Genomic DNA, 18,854 nt, shown 5'->3' on the forward strand with positions numbered 1-18,854 from the left:
TCGCGCATCCCGGAGCCAACTACGGGCCGTATGTAGGGCCTTTGCGGCACCGCGGCAATGGCCCGGTTCAGGCGGGCTGCGCGCGCAGGGCGGCGGAAATGCGCGCAGCGAGGCGGGCGTTGTTCTTCACCAGCGCGATGTTGGCGGCGAGCGAGGCACCGTCGGTGGCGTGGAAGATATGGTCGAGCAGGAAGGGGGTGACCGCCTTCGCCGCGATCCCGCGCGCCTCGGCCTCGGCGAGCGCGGCCTCGATCACCGGCGCGAGGGTGTCGGCCGGGATCTCGTCGGCCTCGGGAATCGGGTTGGCCACGAGCTGGCCGCCGGGCAGCGCCATCGCGGCGCGGAGCCGGGCGGCGCGGGCGATTTCGTCGGGGCTGTCCATCCTGAGCGGTGCGGGGAGGCCCGAGGAGCGCGACCAGAAGGCGGGGAAGGCGTCCTGCCCGTAGGCGATCACCGGCACGCCGGAGGTTTCGAGCACTTCGAGGGTTTTCGGCAGGTCGAGGATTGCCTTGGCCCCGGCGGCGACCACGGTCACCGGGGTCTGCGCCAGTTCGGCGAGGTCGGCGGAGATGTCGAAGGAGGTTTCGGCGCCGCGATGCACGCCGCCGATGCCGCCGGTGGCGAAGACCTCGATCCCGGCAAGGCGGGCCGCGATCATCGTCGCCGCGACGGTGGTGGCGCCGGTGCCGCCGGTGGCGAGGCAGGCGGCGAAATCCGCGCGGCTGAGCTTGGCGACACCTTCTGCCTGCCCCAGCGCGTCGAGCTCGGCCCCGGTCAGGCCGACGTGCAGGCGGCCCGAGAGCACCGCGATGGTGGCGGGCACCGCGCCGCCCGCGCGCACCTCGGCCTCGACGCTGCGGGCGGTTTCGACGTTCTGTGGCCAGGGCATGCCGTGGGTGATGATGGTGCTTTCGAGCGCCACGAGGGGTTGGCGGGCATCGCGCGCGGCGGCGACTTCGGGGGAGTAGGTGATCGGGATCATGTTGTCGGCCTTTATTCTGATGGTGGTGCCGGGGGCTCTGCCGTCGTGCCGAAGGCACGCCTTTGGCGTGACCCCCCCCGAGGTATTTGTGGACCCAAGAAGCTCAGGTCGGGTCTTGTCCGGCGACGTAGGCCGCCGCCGCGGCGAGCGCGGTTTCGAGTGCCGCTTGCCCGCGGTGCCCATGCGCCTCGGCGGCGATATGGGCGGCCATGAAGGTATCGCCCGCGCCGGTGACGCGGGTGGCGACGACGCTGGGCGGGCAGGCGACGACGATGTGCTCGGGCGTGCATTCGGCGGCGGCGCGGTTGCCGTCGGTGACGAGCGCCTGCGCGACCCCGGCGGCCACCAGTGCGGCGGCGGCCTCTGGGGCGGTGCTGAAGGACGCGCCGAGGACGAGGCCGGCTTCCTCGAGGTTGAGGTAGAAGGTGGCGCCAGGATGGCCGATGAGCGGGCGCAGCCGCTCGGCCTTGCCGGGGCTGGCCGGGGCGATGCGCAGGTCGGCGGCGGCGAAGCTCGGGCGGGTGGCGATCTCGGCGAGGAGAGTCCCGGTCAGGTTGCCGTCGAGCGCGATCAGCCCGGGCCAGGGCGCGGCGGCGCTGCCCAGCGTGCCGTCTTCGAGCGGTGCGAGGATCGCCGCGCCGGCGGCTTCGAGCGAATGCGCGTCGGCGATGGCGGCGACCAGCCCCTCGGGGCTCTCCACCGCGATGTAGCAGTCGGTGGGCAGGTCCGGCGCGCGGTGGACGTGGCGGGTATCGAGCCCGAGGGCGGCGCAGGCGGCGAGCAGGTCTTCGCCCTCGGCATCGAGGCCGATGGCGGTGAGCAGAACCGGGCGCAGCTGGCGGCGGGCGAGCCCCATGGCGATATTCATCGCCACGCCGCCGGGCAGGCGGGTGATCCGCCCGGGCATGTCTGCGCCCAGCCGCATCGCGCCTTGCGTGCGCCCGATCACGTCCCACAGGACGGAGCCGATGCAGAGGATGTCGAGGTCATGCGCCATGCGCCGCTTCATACAGGCGCGCGCGGGGCTTGCAATAGGGTGAAAAGGGGCGTAGGACGCGCGGACTTCACAGGCGGGGTTGGGCCCTGCGGGGAGACATCCCGCAAAGGTCCGCCGGTTGGGCGAATGCCCTGATGCCCCGCCGAGGCGCAAACCGGAAAGGAACATGGACATGGCGCTCCCCGAGTTTTCCCTGCGTCAGCTGCTTGAAGCTGGCGTTCACTTCGGCCACCAGACGCAACGCTGGAACCCCCGCATGGGCGAGTTCATCTACGGCGATCGCAACGGCATCCACATCATCGACCTCACCCAGACCGTGCCGATGCTCGACGCGGCGCTGAACGTGATCCGCGAGACCGTCGCCAAGAACGGCCGGGTGCTCTTCGTCGGCACCAAGCGCCAGGCGCAGCGGCCGATCGCCGAAGCCGCCGAGAAATCGGCGCAGTATTACATGAACCACCGCTGGCTCGGTGGCACGCTGACCAACTGGCAGACCGTGTCGCAGTCGATCAAGCGTCTCAACGAGTTCGATGAGCGGCTTGCCTCGGGCGCCGAGGGCATGACCAAGAAAGAGCGCCTCGGCATGGAGCGCGAGCAGGCCAAGCTGCAGGCCTCGCTCGGCGGTATCCGCGAGATGGGCGGCGTGCCGGACCTGTTGTTCGTGATCGACGTGAACAAGGAAGACCTCGCCATCAAGGAAGCCAAGAAGCTGGGCATCCCGGTTGTGGCCGTGGTCGATACCAACTGCTCGCCCGACGGTGTGGACTACATCATCCCCGGCAACGATGACGCCGCGCGCGCCATCGCGCTCTACTGCGATCTCGCCGCGCGCGCCGCGCTCGACGGCATGTCGGGCCAGATGGAAGCTGCCGGCATCGACGTGGGTGCGCTCGAGGAGCTGCCCGTCGAAGAGGCCGTGGCCGAAGAGGCGCCCGCCGAGGCGCCCAAGGCCGAGGACGCCGCCGCCGGAGAGCCCAAGTCCGAGGCCTGAGCCTCTTGTCATACAGATGATACCGGGGGCGGGCAGACCGCTCCCGGAGTTCCCATTGGAAGGAGAGCCGAGATGGCAATCACCGCCGCACAAGTGAAAGAACTGCGCGAGATGACCGGCGCTGGCATGATGGACGCCAAGCGCGCGCTGACCGAGACCGACGGCGACATGGACGCCGCGGTTGACTGGCTGCGCACCAAGGGCCTTGCCACCGCCGCCAAGAAATCCGGCCGCGTGGCCGCCGAGGGCCTCGTCGGCGTCGCCGTCGAGGGGGGCACGGGCGTTGCCGTGGAGATCAACTCCGAGACCGACTTCGTCGCCAAGAACGCCGAGTTCCAGGAGCTCGTGGCGGGCGTGGCGAAAGCCGCGCTTGGCGCGGGCGATGTCGAGGCGCTGAAGGCCGCCGATCTGGGCGGCACCACCGTCGAGGCCGCGATCACCGACAAGATCGCCAAGATCGGCGAGAACATGACCCTGCGTCGCATGGCGCGCGTGGAAGGCGACGTTGTCGCCGCCTACGTGCACAATGCCGCCGCCGAGGGCATGGGCAAGATCGGCGTTCTCGTCGCGCTCAAGGGCGGTGACGAAGCGTTCGGCAAGCAGGTGGCGATGCACGTCGCCGCGGCCAACCCGGCCTCGCTTTCGGACGCCGACCTCGATCCGGCCGTGCTCGAGCACGAGCGCGAGATCCAGGTCGAGATCGCGCGGGAATCGGGCAAGCCCGAGGCCGTGATCGAGAAGATGATCGAGGGCCGGATGAAGAAGTTCCTCTCCGAGGTGACGCTTCTGGGCCAGAACTTCGTGATCAACCCCGACCTGACCGTGGCCAAGGCCGCCGAGGAAGCCGGGGCGGAGATCGTGGCTTTCGTCCGCATGGAAGTGGGCGAGGGGATCGAGAAGAAAGAAGACGATTTCGCCGCCGAAGTTGCCTCGATGGCCAAGAGCTGAGGGGCAGGCGGGCCACGCCAGCCGAACCCGGAAAATGTAAGCGGCGCCAGCACAAAAGCTGACGCCGCTTTTTTCGGGCCGCACGTTGGGATGGAACAGGCCCGAGGCGCTCGTTACACCATGGCCGGGGCCGATAATATCGGCACACGACCACCACTCACGGAACGGGCCGACAAGACCGCGAATCGTCACGCGGTGTAAGTCAGGAAAACCTTACTGTTTGGAAAAAAGCCGGGCACGTCACCGCGCCAGGGCGTATTCGCCGATGTGGATCTGGTTGAGAAACGCGGCCTTGAGAATGGCCTGCGCGGTGGTGTCGACGCCCAGCTTTTCGCGCGCGAGCCGCAGGTGCTTTTCCACCGTCGGGACCGAGACCCCGAGGATCACCGCGATGTCCTGGTTCGATTTGCCGTCACCGACCCATTCCAGAACTTCCCGCTGCCGCCGCGTCAACCGACCGCGCCGCGTGGTGTTGGGCAGCGAGAGGATCTTGAGGTGAGCCATGTTGTTCATCGCCTCGATCTCGCGCCCGTGGTTGGCCCATGTCGCGTCGACGTCGTCCTGGCTGAGGCCGCGCCGGGCCGACAGCGAGATCAGCGCGAAAGACCGTGGGCTGGGCGCAGGGAAGCTGATCGAATAGCCGGCGGAGACGTTCATGGCCCGGTTGAAGGCGATCACGCGCCGCTCGGCTTCGCTGAGGCTTTCCGCGTCGCGCCAGATTTCGCCCCAACTGCAAGCGCCGATGTGATCACGCGCCCAACGCAGGATCGGCGCTTTAAGAAACATCCGTTCACCGATGAAACGATTGAAATATTCCGGATCGTGGTTGTTGAGGAACACGGCGTCTTCGAAGTCGCCCAGCGCGCCGGGCTTGCCGAAGCGGGTGTAGCCGTAGATCAGGCGATCGAAGCCGAAATCGGCCATGACAGCGCAATGCAGTTCCCAGACTCGGCGCACCGACGAGGCGCGTGCGAGTCCGTCAAGGTAGTCCAGAAGGTGAGCATCTCGACGCAAGCGTCCGCATCCAATTCTTATTTTGAAAAAGGTGTGCCACTTAATGCGGAATTCCCCATGCCGTGTCTAGGTGTTTGGCGAGCCCAACGCGGCGGGAGCTATGCGACACAGCGTCCGACTACCGTCCAAACGACTACCGTCCAAATATTACATAATACTGATTATGCGCAATACGTGGCCCATGTTGCAATCCCCCGGTGCGCCGCGCCTGTCACCCCGTCGGAAGGAAGACCGAGAAAGTGCTGCCCTGGCCCGGCTCGCTCTCGATCCGCAAGCGGCCGCGGTGACGATTGACGATATGCTTGACGATGGCCAGGCCAAGACCGGTGCCGCCCATACCGCGCGAGCGGTGGCTGTCGACCCGGTAGAAGCGTTCGGTGAGCCGGCCAAGGTGGCGCGCGTCGATCCCTTCGCCCTCGTCGCGCACGACGATCCGCAGGCCCGGACCGCGCAACAGCTGCGCGTGCTCGAGCCGCTCGAGCCTGACCTCGACCTGACCGGCCTCGCGGCCATACTTGATCGAGTTCTCGATCAGGTTGGTGAAAACCTGGGTGAGCTGATCGGGATCGCCCGGGGCCATGGCCACGGTGTCGCAGCCAATGACCGAGAGCCGCACCGCGCGTTGCGCGGCCTGCGGGGCAAGGCCGGTGACGGCACGGTTGAGCAATGCGGCCACGTCGACATCCGCTTCCGGCCGCATCCGCTCGACATCCTCGACCCGCGCGAGCGACAGGAGATCGTCGACCAGCCGGTTCATCCGCCCGGTTTCGCGCGCCATGATCTCGAGAAACCGGTCGCGCGCCTCGGCATCGTCGCGCGCCGGGCCGCGCAGGGTCTCGATGAAACCGGCGATCGCGGTCAGCGGCGTGCGCAGTTCGTGGCTGACATTGGCGACGAATTCCGAGCGCCGCTCGCCGGCTTCGGCCAGGTGGGTGACGTCTTCGAAGAAGACCAGCAGCCCCGCCCCCTGCCCCTCGGCGGCGCCCCCGATCGGCGAAATCGTCACCTTGTGCGTGGTGTCGCGCCCGGCGGCCCGGCCGATGAATTCGCCCACGGTGCGGCGTGATTCCCGGCTGGCGACCTCGATCCGGTCGATCAGCGTCGGCTGGCGGAAGACCGTGATGTAATGCCTCCCGAGGCAATCGGCGCCGAACAGCGCGGCGAGCCCCTCGTTCAACGCCATGATCCGCCCCTCGGCGTCGACATGGGCGCAAGGGATCGGGATCGCGGGGACGATATCGGACGGTGTGGTCATCGCTGGCTCCAAACTCGGGCAGACCATCGCCTCGGTTCGGGGGGCTGTAAAGCCTCGAATGAAAGGCGGCCGTCTGCTTCACTTTTGCGATACTTGTTCCACATCAATGTCGCTTTCTGATTGTAGTGCGATGAATGTGGCACAAAGAGCAGACACCCGCGACAGGACCGATGACCCAAGGGCGAAGAACACCAAGCCAGAGCAACCACGCAGGCAACTTCACAATGGCGGAACCAGCTGCCAGAACGCGGGTCGTGATCATCGGCGATGCCCTGCCCGGCGCGTGGCGGCATGACGATGCGCGCGATCCCGTCTTCGTCGCGTTCGACCAGATCCGCAGCGAGAGTTTCACCGCGCTCCGCCCCGACCTGATCCTGACCCCGCTCATGGACGAGGGCTTTGATTGTTTCGATGTCGCGATCGCCTTGCGCGAGACCGGCTACCGCGGCCGGTTGCGGGCGGTGGTCCGCTTCCTGCCCGATCCGGCGCTGGTCAGGCGCGAGATCGCCGCGATCTGCCCGGGTCTGGATTTCGACATCATCGTCACCGACCGGCCCGGCCCCAACCCGGTGCAGGGCGACCCAGATCAGTAGATCAGGTCGTCATCTCCGGAGCCGTGCTCGGCATAGTGCCGATGCAGCGTGCGCAGCGCGATCCGAAGCACGATCTTGCCCGACCGGGCCGGAAAATCGAGCTGGTCCTCGATCTCCTCCATGCCCCGCTCATGGCAGACCGCGAGCAGCACGCTCTCGGCAAGGTCGGGCCCGAGCGCGCGAATCGCGGCGGCGAGGCTTTGCTCGGCTTCGAGCCGGCGGGTCGGGCCGGCGCCGTTGACAACCCGGCCGGATGCGGTGCGCCCGGACACCAGCCGGCCCCAATCGCGGGTGAGGCCGCCGCCGATGCGAGCCAGTTCGTAACTCTCGCGAAACTTCAGCGCGGCGGCGATCAGCTCGGGCGGCAGGAAGGCGCTGCCGTCGGTCCTGCGGCGGCGGGCGAGCACGTGCAGCGGCGCGTCGGCGCCCACGGCCCGCTTGCGGGGTTCGGCGCGGCGCCGGGCCTGGGGGCGCGGCACCGGAGCGGCATCGGCGTCTTCCGCCAGCCCGGTGCCCGCGGCGCGGCGCGATTCGGCCTCCGCGATCCGGCGGATGGCTTCGGCCCGGCCCGCCGCGGTGATCGTGTACCGCGCGATCCGCCCCGAGGGTTCGCCCGCGATCAACTCGCGCAGAACCAGCGCCTCGGCGACCGGCCGGCCCACCACCGCCCGCCGCACCGGCCGGTCGCCGCCGGCATTGTGAACCACCACCGCATCCTCGACCCCTTGCGCGATCACCATCAGCGTGCGCGGCTCGAGCAGCGCCTTCAGGGCGCGCAGCATGTCGCGGGCGAGCGTCTCGTCGTCGATCGGGTCGAATTCGGGCATGGGGCTGTGATCCTGTGCTGGGAACGGGCGTGAAACTGCCCCCGCCCAGGTCCGCCACTGTCGGCCCAGCCGGGCCAGCGCGGTGTCCGTGAGCGGGTCGTCGCGCAGGGTTTCGGTTCGGCGGACCTGTCTCAGCACGGTGGAGGGATGGCATCCCGCGGCGCGGGCAAGGGCACGAATGCTCTCGCCGCCCTCGGTGTGGGCAAGATAGAGCCGCACCGGCCGTGGCAGCCAGTTCGGCAATCCGTCCCAACGGAGCGCACGCGTCGCGTTCGCCATGCCCTGTCCATCCCCCTGCTGGGCGCGCGCCTCGCGCTGTGCTGCCACACAACCTAAAGGCGAGTGCTCATCTTTCCTTAAGCCGATAATGGTTACCGATACGTTAACCGCAGACGATCCAACCGAGACTGGGGCCAATGTCCTAAGGGCGGATCAAGCCGGCGCACGGTGGAGGGCGGTTGCCCGCAACACCCGCTCAGGTTGTGCAATATGAGGCGAATCAACGAGAAAGGACCAGCCATGACCGATGTCACCGCCCTCCTCGCCGCGCTCCGCCGCCCACGCCTGCTGATCCGCGCCGCCCGGTTCGGACTGGCCGACTACAACCGCGAGCGCGACCTCAAGCGCCTCATGCATCTGCCGGCAGCCCCCGGCCCGCGCATCGCCGTCGACCGGCTTCTGCGGGCGGAAGCCGAGATGGAGACGCGCCGCAAACAGGGCGTGGCCGCCTATTCGCCGGCCCGCCACGTCGAGATCCTGATCGCCCTGATGGCCGAGGCGCGGCTGCTGCCCCGGCCCGGCCACGAAGCCTGAACCGCTCAGCTGAAACTGTCGGGCATCGAGGCCTTCTTCTCCTCGACGTAAGCCCTGAGCGCCTCGCGGATCCCCGGGTCGATCGCCGGCTCTTCGTAGTCAGCGAGAAGCTTCGCCACCCGCGCCGAGGCCAGCGTCATCGTGTCGGGCGCCCCGTCCTCGTACCAGGTCTCGTAGGGGCGATAATCGAGCAGGTCGGAGCGCCAGAACGCGCTCTTGAAATTGGCTTGGGTATGGGCGCAGCCGAGGTAGTGGCCGCCCGGCCCCACCTCGCGGATCGCGTCCATCGCCTGCGCCTCTTCGTCGACGACCACGCCGGCGGCCATCTTGTGCAGCGTGCCCAGCTGATCGGCGTCCATCACGAACTTCTCGAAGCTCGCCACCAATCCGCCTTCGAGCCAGCCGCAGGCGTGCAGCATGAAGTTCACCCCGGCGAGCAAGCCCATGTTGAGCGAGTTCGCCGATTCGTAACCGGCCTGCGCGTCGGGCAGTTTCGAGCCGGTGAAGCCGCCGGCGGAACGGTAGGGCAACCCGAGCCGGCGCGCGAGCTGGCCCGCACCATAGGTGATCTGGCTGGCTTCCGGTGTGCCGAAGGTGGGCGCGCCCGAGTTCATGTCGATCGAGGTGACGAAGGCGCCCATGATCACCGGCGCGCCGGGGCGCACGAGCTGGGAATAGGCCACCCCGGCCATCACTTCCGCAAGCACCTGGGTCAGCGTGCCCGCCACGCTCACCGGCGCCATCGCGCCGCCGACGATGAAGGGCGAGATGATGCAGGCCTGGTTCGCCGCGGCGTAGACCTCGAGCGCGCCCATCATGGTGGCGTCGAAGGTGAGCGGCGAATTGATGTTGATCAGGCTCACCATCACCGTGTTCTGGTCGACGAAATCCTCGCCGAACAGGATCTTCGACATCGCCACGCTGTCGGCGGCGCGCGAAGGCTCGGTGACCGAGCCCATGTAGGGCTTGTCGCTGAGCGTCATGTGGGCGAACAGCATGTCGAGGTGGCGCTTGTTCACCGCCACGTCGGTGGGCTCGCAGACCGTGCCGCCGGAATGGTGCAGCCATTTCGACATCTGTCCGAGGCGCACGAAGGTTTCGAAATCGGCCATGGTGGCGTAGCGCCGCCCGCCATCGATATCGCGCACGAAGGGCGGTCCGTAGACCGGGGCGAGCACCAGCCCCCTGCCCCCGATCTCGACCGATTTCGCCGGGTTGCGCGCGACCTGGGTGAAGCTCGAGGGTGCCGTGGCGCAGAGCTTGCGGGCCAGACCGCGCGGGATGTGCACCCGCTCGCCGCGCACGTCGGCCCCGGCCTGCCGCCAGCGCTCGAGCGCGGCGGGGTTCTCGGTGAAGACCACGCCGATCTCCTCCAGAATCGTCTCGGCGTTGTGCTCGATGATCTCGAGCGCGGCCTCGTCGAGGATCGGCAGATCGGGGATGCGGCGCAGGATCGGCGGCGTGCCGTCGATCCGCTTGGAGGTGCGCTCGGCCCGCCGCGCGGCCCCTCCGCCGCCTCGTGTCCGCTTGCGTGCTGCTGCGGTGTCGGTCATGGCTCACTCTCCCCGTGCCTGTCGGGAAAACATAACCCCGACGCGCCCCGTCGGTGCGGCGGGATTGCGGCATCTTGGGCGCGAAAACGACATGGGGGCAGCAATGACCAGGCCGGTGCGCCTGCGGCGGGCGGGGCAAGGGGGTCTGTCCGCCCCCCTCTGGCTGCGCCATTCACCCCCCCGAAGGTATTTCCGGACCCAAGAAGACCTGGGCCGAGAAGACACCCCCCGCGCCGGGGCACGGGGGGCTTCTCGGGTCACGGCCATCGGCTCCTCAGCCTGTACCGCGGCGCCAGAATGGCCCGTCGAGGTTAAGGTTTCGTTGCTTCTTGGGTCGAAAAATACCTTCGGGGGGTGAGCGCGTCAGCGCGAGGGGGGCGGACAGCCCCCCTTCCACCCTTGCCACGCGCCGCGCACGGCCCTAATCAGCGCTCATGACCCAGCATGATCGCCTCCTCATCATCGACTTCGGCTCCCAGGTGACGCAGCTCATTGCCCGCCGCCTTCGCGAGCTCAACGTCTACTGCGAAATCCATCCCTACCAGAACGTCACCGACGCCTTCCTCGAGGACTTCGCCCCGAAAGCGGTGATCTTCTCCGGCGGTCCGGCCTCGGTGATCGACGAAGGCTCGCCCCGTCCGCCGCAATCGGTCTACGATCTCGGCGTGCCGATCCTCGGGATCTGCTATGGCCAGCAGGTGATGATGGCCGACCTCGGCGGCAAGGTCGAGCGCGGCCACGGCACCGCCGAGTTCGGGCGGGCCTACGTTGCGCCGAAGAACGGCGAGATCGACCTGTTGTTCGGCTGGTTCCTCGAGGGCCGCGAGCAGGTCTGGATGAGCCACGGCGACCACGTGAGCGCCATCGCGCCCGGCTTCGAGGTCTACGGCACCTCGCCGAACGCCCCGTTCGCGATCACCGCCGATCTCGACCGGCGCTTCTTCGCGGTGCAGTTCCACCCCGAGGTGCACCACACCCCGAACGGCAAGACCTTCTACGAGAACTTCGTCCGCCTCGCCGGCTTCACCGGCGACTGGACGATGGACGCCTACAAGGAGGAAGCGATCCGCGCGATCCGCGCGCAGGTGGGCGACGCCCACGTGATCTGCGGCCTCTCCGGCGGCGTCGATTCCTCGGTAACGGCGGTGCTGTTGCACGAAGCGATCGGCGACCAGCTCACCTGCGTTTTCGTCGACCACGGTTTGCTCCGGCAGAACGAGGCCGAGGACGTGGTGCGGATGTTCCGCGATCACTACAACATGAAGCTGATCCATGCCGACGAGGCCGAGTTGTTCCTCGGCGAGCTGGACGGCGTGAGCGACCCCGAGACCAAGCGCAAGATCATCGGCCGGCTGTTTGTCGACGTGTTCCAGAAATACGCCAGCGAGATCGAGGGCGCCGCGTTTCTCGCCCAGGGCACCCTCTACCCCGACGTGATCGAGAGCGTGAGCTTCTCCGGCGGGCCGAGCGTGACGATCAAGAGCCACCACAACGTCGGCGGTCTGCCCGAGAAGATGGGGCTGAAACTGGTCGAGCCCCTGCGCGAGCTGTTCAAGGACGAGGTGCGCGCGCTCGGCCACGAGCTGGGGCTGCCTGCGAGTTTCATCGGCCGCCATCCCTTCCCCGGCCCCGGCCTCGCGATCCGCTGCCCCGGCGAGATCACCCGCGAGAAGCTCGAGATCCTGCGCAAGGCCGATGCCGTCTACATCGACCAGATCCGCAAGCACGGGCTCTACGACGAGATCTGGCAGGCCTTCGTGGCGATCCTGCCGGTGCGCACCGTGGGCGTGATGGGCGACGGGCGCACCTACGATTACGCCTGTGCGCTGCGGGCGGTGACCTCCGTCGACGGGATGACGGCGGATTACTACCCGTTCAGCCACGAGTTCCTCGGCGAAACCGCCACCCGGATCATCAACGAGGTGCCGGGGATCAACCGGGTCACCTACGATATCACCTCGAAGCCGCCGGGCACGATCGAGTGGGAATAAGCGGGCCTGACGGCGGCGCCAAGAAGTCTTTACCGAAGGAGAAGCCTATGAGCAGCCTCCGCAGGGTCGCCAACGTGCTTCGAACAGAGGGTGCAGCGGGCATCGGGAAACGGCTGCGTCGCCGCTGGCACCGGCTCATGCCCCCGAAAGTCGTCAAATCGGCCTATGGTATCGATCTATCGCCACGCTGGGGCGACAAGACGTTCGAGCTCTATGTGCGCGGCGCCTACGGACGGTTTCTTGCCGACCTCATTGAAAGGATCGACGAACCTTTCGTTTTTGTCGATATAGGTGCGAATCAGGGGCTCTATTCGATCCTCGCATCGCGCAATCAGAATTGCCGCCACGTCTATGCCTTCGAACCCGTCGACGACGTGGCCGGGACGTTCGACCGCAATATCGCGCTCAACAAGTGCCGCGGCATTACGCTCATCCGGAAGGCGATCTCCGACAGCGTGGGAAGCATCAACGTCGTCATGAAGCCCGGCCACTCAGGTGTCACGACGCTCCGCCGGGGGGAACAGAAAGATTCCGGCGCCGGAAAAGCCGTCGCCATCGCCACGATAGACGCCGAGGTGTTGAATGCGATTGTTCCGCGTCAGAATGCGCGGGTCGTGACGAAGATCGACGTCGAGGGTCACGAAGGCGTGGTGATCGAGCAACTCGCAGCCTGTGACGTGTTCGAAGATATCACCGATGTTTTCTATGAAGTCGACGAAAGATGGGTCTGCCCTGATACTCTGCAGGGATTCCTGACGGCCCGGGGTTTCACGCGGTTTCAGCAGATTGGCAAGGGTCGGCACTTCGATGTGCTGGCATCGCGGCCCGGACCCGATGCCGACATGCCGACATGACGCCGCGCTTCAGCCTCACCGGGCATTTCGATGTGCCTGCCGGCCGGGCCGATGCTATCGCGGCTGCCCTGCCCGGGCGTATCTTGTTCACCCGGGCCGAGGCGGGGTGCCTTGCGTTCCATGAGACGCCCGACCAGGAAGCGCCGGGATGCTACAAGGTCGCCGGGTTGTTCGAGAGCCGCGCCGCCTTCGAGGCGCACCAGGCCCGAACGGCGGCGAGCGACCGGAGGCGGATCGGCCAAGGCCTGCCCCGCGCATACGAAACCCGAGAAATCACCCCATGACCCCGACCATGCGCGCGGCGCTGTGGATGTCCGGGGCGATCGCCTCGTTCACCACCATGGCGTTGGCGGGGCGGGCCGTCAGCCTCGATCACGACACCTTCGAACTCATGCTCTACCGCTCGCTCGTGGGGCTGTTCATCATGATCGTGGTGATCGGTTTCAGGGGTGGGCCGGCGCGGATCGGGCGGCGGCATCTCGGGCTGCACCTGGTGCGCAACATCAGCCATTTCACCGGCCAGAACCTGTGGTTCTACGCGATCACCGTGGTGCCGCTGGCGCAGGTCTTCGCGCTCGAGTTCAGCGCGCCGCTGTGGGCGCTGGTGCTCGCGCCGATCTTCCTCAACGAGGCGATCACCCGCAGCCGCGCGCTGGCCGCGCTGGTGGGATTCGTCGGTATCCTCGTGGTCACCCAGCCGTTTTCGGCGCCGCTTACCCCGGGAGTGCTCGCGGCCGCCGGGGCGGCGATCGGCTTTGCCGGCTCGGCGATCTTCACCCGCCGGCTGACCCGCACCGAGAACGTGCTGAGCATCCTGTTCTGGCTTACCGCGATGCAGGCCGTGTTCGGCCTTGTCATGGCCGGGTGGGACGGCGACCTCGCCGCGCCGACCGCCGCCGCCCTGCCCTGGCTGGTGCTGATCGGCTTCGCGGGGCTGCTCGCGCATCTGTGCCTGACCTCGGCGCTTCGGCTCGCTCCGGCGGCCGTGGTGATGCCGGTGGATTTCGTCCGCCTGCCGCTGATCGCTGTGATCGGCTGGGTGTTCTACGACGAGGGGTTCGAGGCGGCGGTGCTGCTCGGGGGCGCGCTGATCATCGCCGCGAACTGGATCAACCTGCGCGTCGAGGCGCGGCGGCGATGAGGCGAAACCGCAGGTTCCGGGTCGCGCCCGCGCGCGCCGCGGGCTAGTCATTGCGCATGATACAGATGGCTCTCTCCCCGCGCGCCTGGGCGCTGCTTCTGGCGCTGTCGCTGATCTGGGGGTCCAGCTTCCTGACCACGACGGAACTTCTCGACGTGATGGCCCCGCTGCACGTGGTCACCCACCGGGTGCTCTGGGCCGCGGTGCTGCTTTGGGGATACGTGCTCCTGCGCCGGTTCCCTCTGCCGCGCGATGCGCGCACGCTGGGGGCGCTGTTCCTCATGGGCCTTGGCAACAACGCGGTGCCCTTCGCGCTTCAAGCCTTCGCCCAGACCACCATCGAGTCGGGCCTCGCCGGAATTCTCAACGCGACCACGGCGATCTTCGGCCCGCTGGTGGCGGCGATCTTTCTCGCCGACGAGCGGCTGCGCCCGGGCCGGGCCGCCGGGGTCGCGCTCGGGTTCGCCGGCATCGTCGTGGTGATCGGTCCGGCGGCGCTCTCGGGGATCGACCCGCGCTCGCTGGCGCAACTGGCCATGCTCGCCTCGACGTTGTCCTACGCGCTCTCGTCGGTTTGGGCGCGCCGGCATCTCGGGCATCTGCGCCCGGAGGTGGCGGCGCTCGGGATGCTCACCGCCTCCGCGCTGACCCTGCTGCCGCTGTCCTGGCTCGTATCGGGGCCGCTGCCGCTCGCCCTGCCCGGCCCGACCCTGGCAGCGATCGGCTATTACGCCGGCGTGGTCACCGCGCTTGCCTACCTGATCTATTATCAGCTCATCCGCACCGCCGGGGCCGGCAACACCATGCTGGTGACGCTCCTGATCGTGCCCGTCGCCGTCTCGCTCGGCGCCGTGGTCCGCGCCGAGGCCCTGCCGCTGTCCGCCTACGCCGGCTTCGGCCTGATCGCGCTGGGGCTGATCCTGATCGAGGGCCGGCTGCTGCGACGCCGCGCGCCCGGAAGGGTTTGACCACCTCGCGCCCGCCCGCTACTCAGGCGCGCAAAGGCATGGAGGCGGGGATGATCTACGAAAGCGCCGAGAACTGGCGCGCGGCGGGCGAGAAACGGGTGCTGTTGTTCGGCATGTCGGGGCTGGGCAAGACCTACCTTGCCAACCTGCTGCGCGACTCGGGCGGCTGGTTTCACTACTCGGTCGATTACCGCATCGGCACGCGCTACATGGGCGAGCACATCGCCGACAACTTCAAGCGCGAGGCGATGAAAAACCCGTTCCTGCGCGAGCTGCTGCTGACCGACAGCGTCTATATCGCCTCCAACATCACCTTCGACAATCTCGCGCCGCTCTCCACCTATCTCGGCAAGCCGGGCGATCCGGCCAAGGGCGGGTTGGCGTTCGACGAATATATGGCGCGCCAGGCGCTGCACCGCGAAGCCGAGGTGGCGGCGATGCTCGACACCACCCGCTTCATCGACCGCGCGCGCGAGATCTACGGCTACTCCAATTTCGTCTGCGACACCTCGGGTTCGATCTGCGAAGTGGTCGATCCCGAAGACCCGGCCGATCCGGTGCTCACCGAGCTTTCGGCGCATCACCTTATGATCTGGATCGAGGGAAGTGAGGCCCATACCGAGGAGTTGATCCGCCGCTTCGCCAAGGCGCCCAAGCCGATGTATTACCAGCCCGCCTTCCTCGAAGCCGCCTGGGACGATTACCTTGCCTCGCATGACGTGCGGCCCGACAAGGTTGACCCCGACGACTTCATCCGCGCCACCTACGCCCGCGCCCTGGCCCATCGCCAGCCGCGCTACGCCGCCATGGCGGACCACTGGGGCGTGAAGGTCTGCGCCGACGAGGTGGCCCGGGTCAAGACCGCCGAAGACTTCACCGAGCTCGTTGCCCGCGCCCTTGAGGCGCGCTGACCAAGAGCCCATTTCCGCCCGATCCCGCAAGCCGAGGACACAACGCATGCCGATCAAGATCCCCGCCACGCTTCCCGCCTACAACACCCTGCGCGAGGAAGGCATCATGATGATGCGCGAGGAGCAGGCCGAGAAGCAGGAAATCCGCCCGATGCGGATCGCGCTGCTCAACCTCATGCCGAAGAAGATCGAGACGGAAACCCAGTTCGCCCGCCTCATCGCCGCCTCGCCGCTGCAGGTGGAGCTGACGCTGGTGCGCCCGACCGAGCACATCTCGAAAACCACCAGCCAGGCCCATATCGGCGCGCATTACCTGCCGTTCCAGGAGATCAAGGACCAGAAGTTCGACGGCTTGATCATCACCGGCGCGCCGATCGAGCACCTCGATTACGAGGAGGTCACCTACTGGGACGAGATGCGCGAGATCATGGACTGGACCCAGACCAACGTGCATTCCACCTTCGGCGTCTGCTGGGGTGGCATGGCGATGCTCTACCATTTCCACGGCATCCCCAAGCACATGCTCGAGAAAAAGGCCTTCGGCTGCTACCCGCAGCGCAACCTCGCTCCGACCTCGCCGTTCCTGCGCGGGTTTTCCGACAATTTTGTCATCCCGGTGAGCCGCTGGACCGAGGTCAAGCAGGAAGACATCGACGCCCACCCCGGGCTGGTGCCGCTGCTCGGCTCGCCCGAAACCGGCGCCTGCCTGGTGGAAGACCCGGCCCACCACGCGCTCTACATCTTCAACCATTTCGAATACGACAGCGACACGCTGAAGAACGAGTATGACCGCGACGTGGCCAAGGGCGTGGCGATCAACGTGCCGATGAACTACTACCCCGACGACGATCCCTCGAAGCCGCCGCAGAACCGCTGGAAAAGCCACGCCCACCTGCTCTACGGCAACTGGATCGCCGAGATGTATCTCACCACGCCGTTCGAGGTCGACAGGATCGGCACGGTGACCGAGGACCGGCGCGGGTGAGACCTGGGCGGAGCGAAGGGCCTGCATGAGTATCGCCAGCACCGCGTTGATCGCCCTTGCCGGGCTGGGCGGCGCCACCCAGGTGCTCGCCGCGCGGCGCGAGGCGCGGGCGGCCCGGTTCACGCCGCCGGAGGGCGTTGACGTCGAGATCGAGGGCGCCCGGGTTCACGTCGCGGTGCTCGGCGAGGCCGGCCCCGATCTCGTCCTGATCCATGGCGCCTCCGGCAATACGCGCGATTTCACCTTTCGGCTCGCCGGCCGACTGGCGGAGCGATACCGCGTGTTCGTGGTCGATCGCCCCGGGCTCGGATGGTCCGATCCGCACCCGGAGGGGCACCGGCTGGACGCGCAGGCCCGGCTCCTGCAGGCGGCGGTTGCGCGGCTCGGGGCGGAGCGGCCGATCGTGCTCGGCCAGTCCTACGGCGGCGCCGTCGCGCTGGCCTGGGGCCTGACCCTGCCGGGCACGCTCGCCGCGCTGGTGACGGTGTCGGGCGTGGCCTACCCCTGGCCCACCGGGCTCGGCGCTTTCTACACCGTGCTTTCGCACCCGCTCGGGCGCGCGCTCGTCATCCCCGCGCTCACCGCCTTCGTGCCGCGCGCGCTGATCGCCGGCCAGATCGCCAAGGTCTTCGCGCCGCAACCGGTGCCGCCCGGCTACGTCGCGCATTTCGGCCCGGACCTGACCCTGCGCCGGGGCCAGATGCGCATCAACGCGATGCAGCGCCGCGTGTTGCCGGGCGAGATCGAGACGCTTTCGCCGCGCTGGACGGAGATCGAGGTTCCGATCGAGGTGATCCACGGCGACGCCGACCCGGTGGTGAGCCACGAACTGCACGCCGTCCAGCTCGCCCACCGCCACCCCGGGGCGCGGCTGACCACCCTGCCCGGCATCGGCCACATGCCGCACCACGTGGCGCAAGACGATGTGATCGCCGCCATCGATCGCGCCGCATTGCGCGCCAATGTGAAATAGCATTACATTGGGGCAAACAAGGAGGCAGGCATGACGTTACCCTTCGACGGCGCGATCTCGCGCTTCTACGCCGAAACCGCGCCGGAGCACGTGCGCGAGGCCATTGCCGAGGGCGAGAAGAAGGACATCATCACCGAGGCTTTCCCCTATGACCGCTGGCTGAAGAAGGACGACTACAAGGACCGCCTAGAGGCGCTCCAGCGTCAGCTCGTCAAGCTGCAGGCCGACGTGAAGGCAAGCGGCAAGCGCGTCGTGGTGGTGTTCGAGGGCCGCGACGCGGCCGGCAAGGGCGGCGCGATCAAGCGCTTCCGCGAGAACCTCAACCCCCGTGTCGCCCGCGTTGTGGCGCTGCCCAAACCCTCCGACCGCGAGGCGGGCGAGTGGTATTTCCAGCGCTACATCCGCCAGTTGCCCACCGCCGGAGAGATCGTGCTGTTCGATCGGTCGTGGTATAACCGCGGCGTGGTCGAAAAGGTGTTCGACTTTTGCACCGACGATGCGCGCGCCGCCTTCTTCCGGCAATTGCCCGAGTTCGAAGACATGCTCGCCGACGAGGGTATCCACTTCTTCAAGATCTGGCTCAACGTCAGCCGCGCCGAGCAGTTGCGCCGTTTCCTCGCCCGCGAAAGAGACCCGCTCAAGCAGTGGAAACTGTCGTGGATCGATGTTGAGGGGCTGAACCGCTGGGACGCCTACAGCGCGGCGATCCGCGAGACCTTCGCCCAGAGCCACCGGCTGCGCGCGCCCTGGACGGTGATCCGTGCCGACGACAAGTATCGCGCCCGCCTCGCCGCGATCGAAACCGTGCTGTCGGGGATCGACTTTGCCGGCAAGGATGCCGACGTCGCCACCCCGCCGGATCCGCTGATCGCGGGCGGGCCGGGCATCTGGAATGATTAGCGCGCGGCGCCATTCCCAACACGCCTTCAGCGCGGAACATGGCGCGCAGGGCGTGTTCGACGCGCGGCAGAGCGTGGCCCCCTTCGCAGGCAAAGCGCGTGCACGTCTCCGCGCCCTTCGGGGGCGTCAGAAGTTGCGCCTGACCGCGCTGCAATGGC

General features: G+C 67.7%; 19 protein-coding genes. 13 read left to right on the top strand and 6 right to left on the bottom strand.

Annotation, left to right across the window (positions count from 1 at the left end; genetic code table 11):
• Positions 1-67 precede the first annotated feature (67 nt).
• Both IEW01_RS07425 and IEW01_RS07430 read right to left on the bottom strand, forming a co-directional pair.
• Complete coding sequence (locus tag IEW01_RS07425) at positions 68-982, bottom strand: pseudouridine-5'-phosphate glycosidase (protein ID WP_188526982.1); 915 nt, start codon at positions 980-982, stop codon at positions 68-70.
• A gap of 103 nt (positions 983-1,085) precedes the next feature.
• Entirely contained in the window at positions 1,086-1,979 is an 894-nt protein-coding gene (locus tag IEW01_RS07430) for a PfkB family carbohydrate kinase (protein WP_188526983.1), read from the bottom strand.
• Between the two features lie 172 nt (positions 1,980-2,151).
• Here IEW01_RS07430 and rpsB point away from each other — a divergent pair, with 172 nt between their 5' ends.
• Positions 2,152-2,970, top strand: a complete 819-nt coding sequence (rpsB, locus tag IEW01_RS07435; protein ID WP_188527400.1) for a 30S ribosomal protein S2 — start codon at positions 2,152-2,154, stop codon at positions 2,968-2,970.
• 72 nt (positions 2,971-3,042) lie between these two features.
• Positions 3,043-3,918: a translation elongation factor Ts gene (gene tsf / locus IEW01_RS07440; protein WP_188526984.1), complete on the top strand. Its 876-nt coding sequence runs from the start codon at positions 3,043-3,045 to the stop codon at positions 3,916-3,918.
• A gap of 240 nt (positions 3,919-4,158) precedes the next feature.
• On the opposite strand, the gene IEW01_RS07445 is transcribed toward tsf, so the two are convergent.
• A complete protein-coding gene (locus IEW01_RS07445) occupies positions 4,159-4,875 on the bottom strand; it encodes a helix-turn-helix transcriptional regulator (protein ID WP_229738141.1) in 717 nt (238 codons plus the stop codon).
• 268 nt (positions 4,876-5,143) lie between these two features.
• Positions 5,144-6,187 carry a sensor histidine kinase gene (locus IEW01_RS07450; RefSeq protein WP_188526985.1) on the bottom strand — a complete coding sequence of 348 codons (1,044 nt, stop codon included), beginning with the start codon at positions 6,185-6,187 and terminating at the stop codon, positions 5,144-5,146.
• Positions 6,188-6,411: 224 nt separating this feature from the next.
• Between IEW01_RS07450 and IEW01_RS07455 the strand changes: the two genes are divergently transcribed.
• Positions 6,412-6,780, top strand: coding sequence for a hypothetical protein (locus tag IEW01_RS07455; protein WP_188526986.1), 369 nt, complete (start codon positions 6,412-6,414; stop codon positions 6,778-6,780).
• Here IEW01_RS07455 and IEW01_RS07460 read toward each other — a convergent pair.
• Positions 6,774-7,886: a DUF6456 domain-containing protein gene (locus IEW01_RS07460; protein ID WP_188526987.1), complete on the bottom strand. Its 1,113-nt coding sequence runs from the start codon at positions 7,884-7,886 to the stop codon at positions 6,774-6,776. The genes IEW01_RS07455 and IEW01_RS07460 overlap by 7 nt on opposite strands.
• Positions 7,887-8,126: 240 nt before the next feature.
• Here IEW01_RS07460 and IEW01_RS07465 point away from each other — a divergent pair, with 240 nt between their 5' ends.
• Complete coding sequence (locus IEW01_RS07465) at positions 8,127-8,420, top strand: DUF6477 family protein (protein WP_188526988.1); 294 nt, start codon at positions 8,127-8,129, stop codon at positions 8,418-8,420.
• A gap of 5 nt (positions 8,421-8,425) precedes the next feature.
• Here IEW01_RS07465 and IEW01_RS07470 read toward each other — a convergent pair whose 3' ends face one another.
• Positions 8,426-9,973, bottom strand: a complete 1,548-nt coding sequence (locus tag IEW01_RS07470; protein WP_188526989.1) for a trimethylamine methyltransferase family protein — start codon at positions 9,971-9,973, stop codon at positions 8,426-8,428.
• Positions 9,974-10,407: 434 nt separating this feature from the next.
• On the opposite strand from IEW01_RS07470, the gene guaA reads away from it, so the two are divergent.
• The 9 genes from guaA to ppk2 all read left to right on the top strand — a co-directional run bounded on the left by guaA (position 10,408) and on the right by ppk2 (position 18,696).
• Positions 10,408-11,964 carry a glutamine-hydrolyzing GMP synthase gene (gene guaA / locus IEW01_RS07475; RefSeq protein WP_188526990.1) on the top strand — a complete coding sequence of 519 codons (1,557 nt, stop codon included), beginning with the start codon at positions 10,408-10,410 and terminating at the stop codon, positions 11,962-11,964.
• A 47-nt stretch (positions 11,965-12,011) separates the two neighbouring features.
• On the top strand, positions 12,012-12,818 hold the full coding sequence (locus tag IEW01_RS07480) for an FkbM family methyltransferase (protein ID WP_188526991.1): 807 nt from the start codon (positions 12,012-12,014) through the stop codon (positions 12,816-12,818).
• Positions 12,815-13,102: a putative quinol monooxygenase gene (locus IEW01_RS07485; RefSeq protein ID WP_188526992.1), complete on the top strand. Its 288-nt coding sequence runs from the start codon at positions 12,815-12,817 to the stop codon at positions 13,100-13,102. The genes IEW01_RS07480 and IEW01_RS07485 overlap by 4 nt, the downstream gene beginning before the upstream one ends.
• Positions 13,099-13,959 (top strand): DMT family transporter, encoded by an 861-nt coding sequence (locus tag IEW01_RS07490; RefSeq protein ID WP_188526993.1) that lies wholly within the window; start codon positions 13,099-13,101, stop codon positions 13,957-13,959. The genes IEW01_RS07485 and IEW01_RS07490 overlap by 4 nt, the downstream gene beginning before the upstream one ends.
• Before the next feature lie 65 nt (positions 13,960-14,024).
• Complete coding sequence (locus IEW01_RS07495; RefSeq protein WP_229738142.1) at positions 14,025-14,927, top strand: DMT family transporter; 903 nt, start codon at positions 14,025-14,027, stop codon at positions 14,925-14,927.
• 50 nt (positions 14,928-14,977) lie between these two features.
• Entirely contained in the window at positions 14,978-15,838 is an 861-nt protein-coding gene (locus IEW01_RS07500; protein WP_188526995.1) for an ATPase, read from the top strand.
• A gap of 46 nt (positions 15,839-15,884) precedes the next feature.
• Positions 15,885-16,823, top strand: a complete 939-nt coding sequence (locus IEW01_RS07505) for a homoserine O-succinyltransferase (protein ID WP_188526996.1) — start codon at positions 15,885-15,887, stop codon at positions 16,821-16,823.
• A 25-nt stretch (positions 16,824-16,848) separates the two neighbouring features.
• Complete coding sequence (locus IEW01_RS07510; RefSeq protein WP_188526997.1) at positions 16,849-17,796, top strand: alpha/beta fold hydrolase; 948 nt, start codon at positions 16,849-16,851, stop codon at positions 17,794-17,796.
• Positions 17,797-17,826: 30 nt separating this feature from the next.
• Positions 17,827-18,696: a polyphosphate kinase 2 gene (gene ppk2 / locus IEW01_RS07515; RefSeq protein ID WP_188526998.1), complete on the top strand. Its 870-nt coding sequence runs from the start codon at positions 17,827-17,829 to the stop codon at positions 18,694-18,696.
• The last annotated feature ends 158 nt before the right edge of the window (positions 18,697-18,854 follow it).

Source organism: Sinisalibacter lacisalsi (assembly GCF_014640115.1).
Taxonomy (GTDB): domain Bacteria; phylum Pseudomonadota; class Alphaproteobacteria; order Rhodobacterales; family Rhodobacteraceae; genus Sinisalibacter; species Sinisalibacter lacisalsi.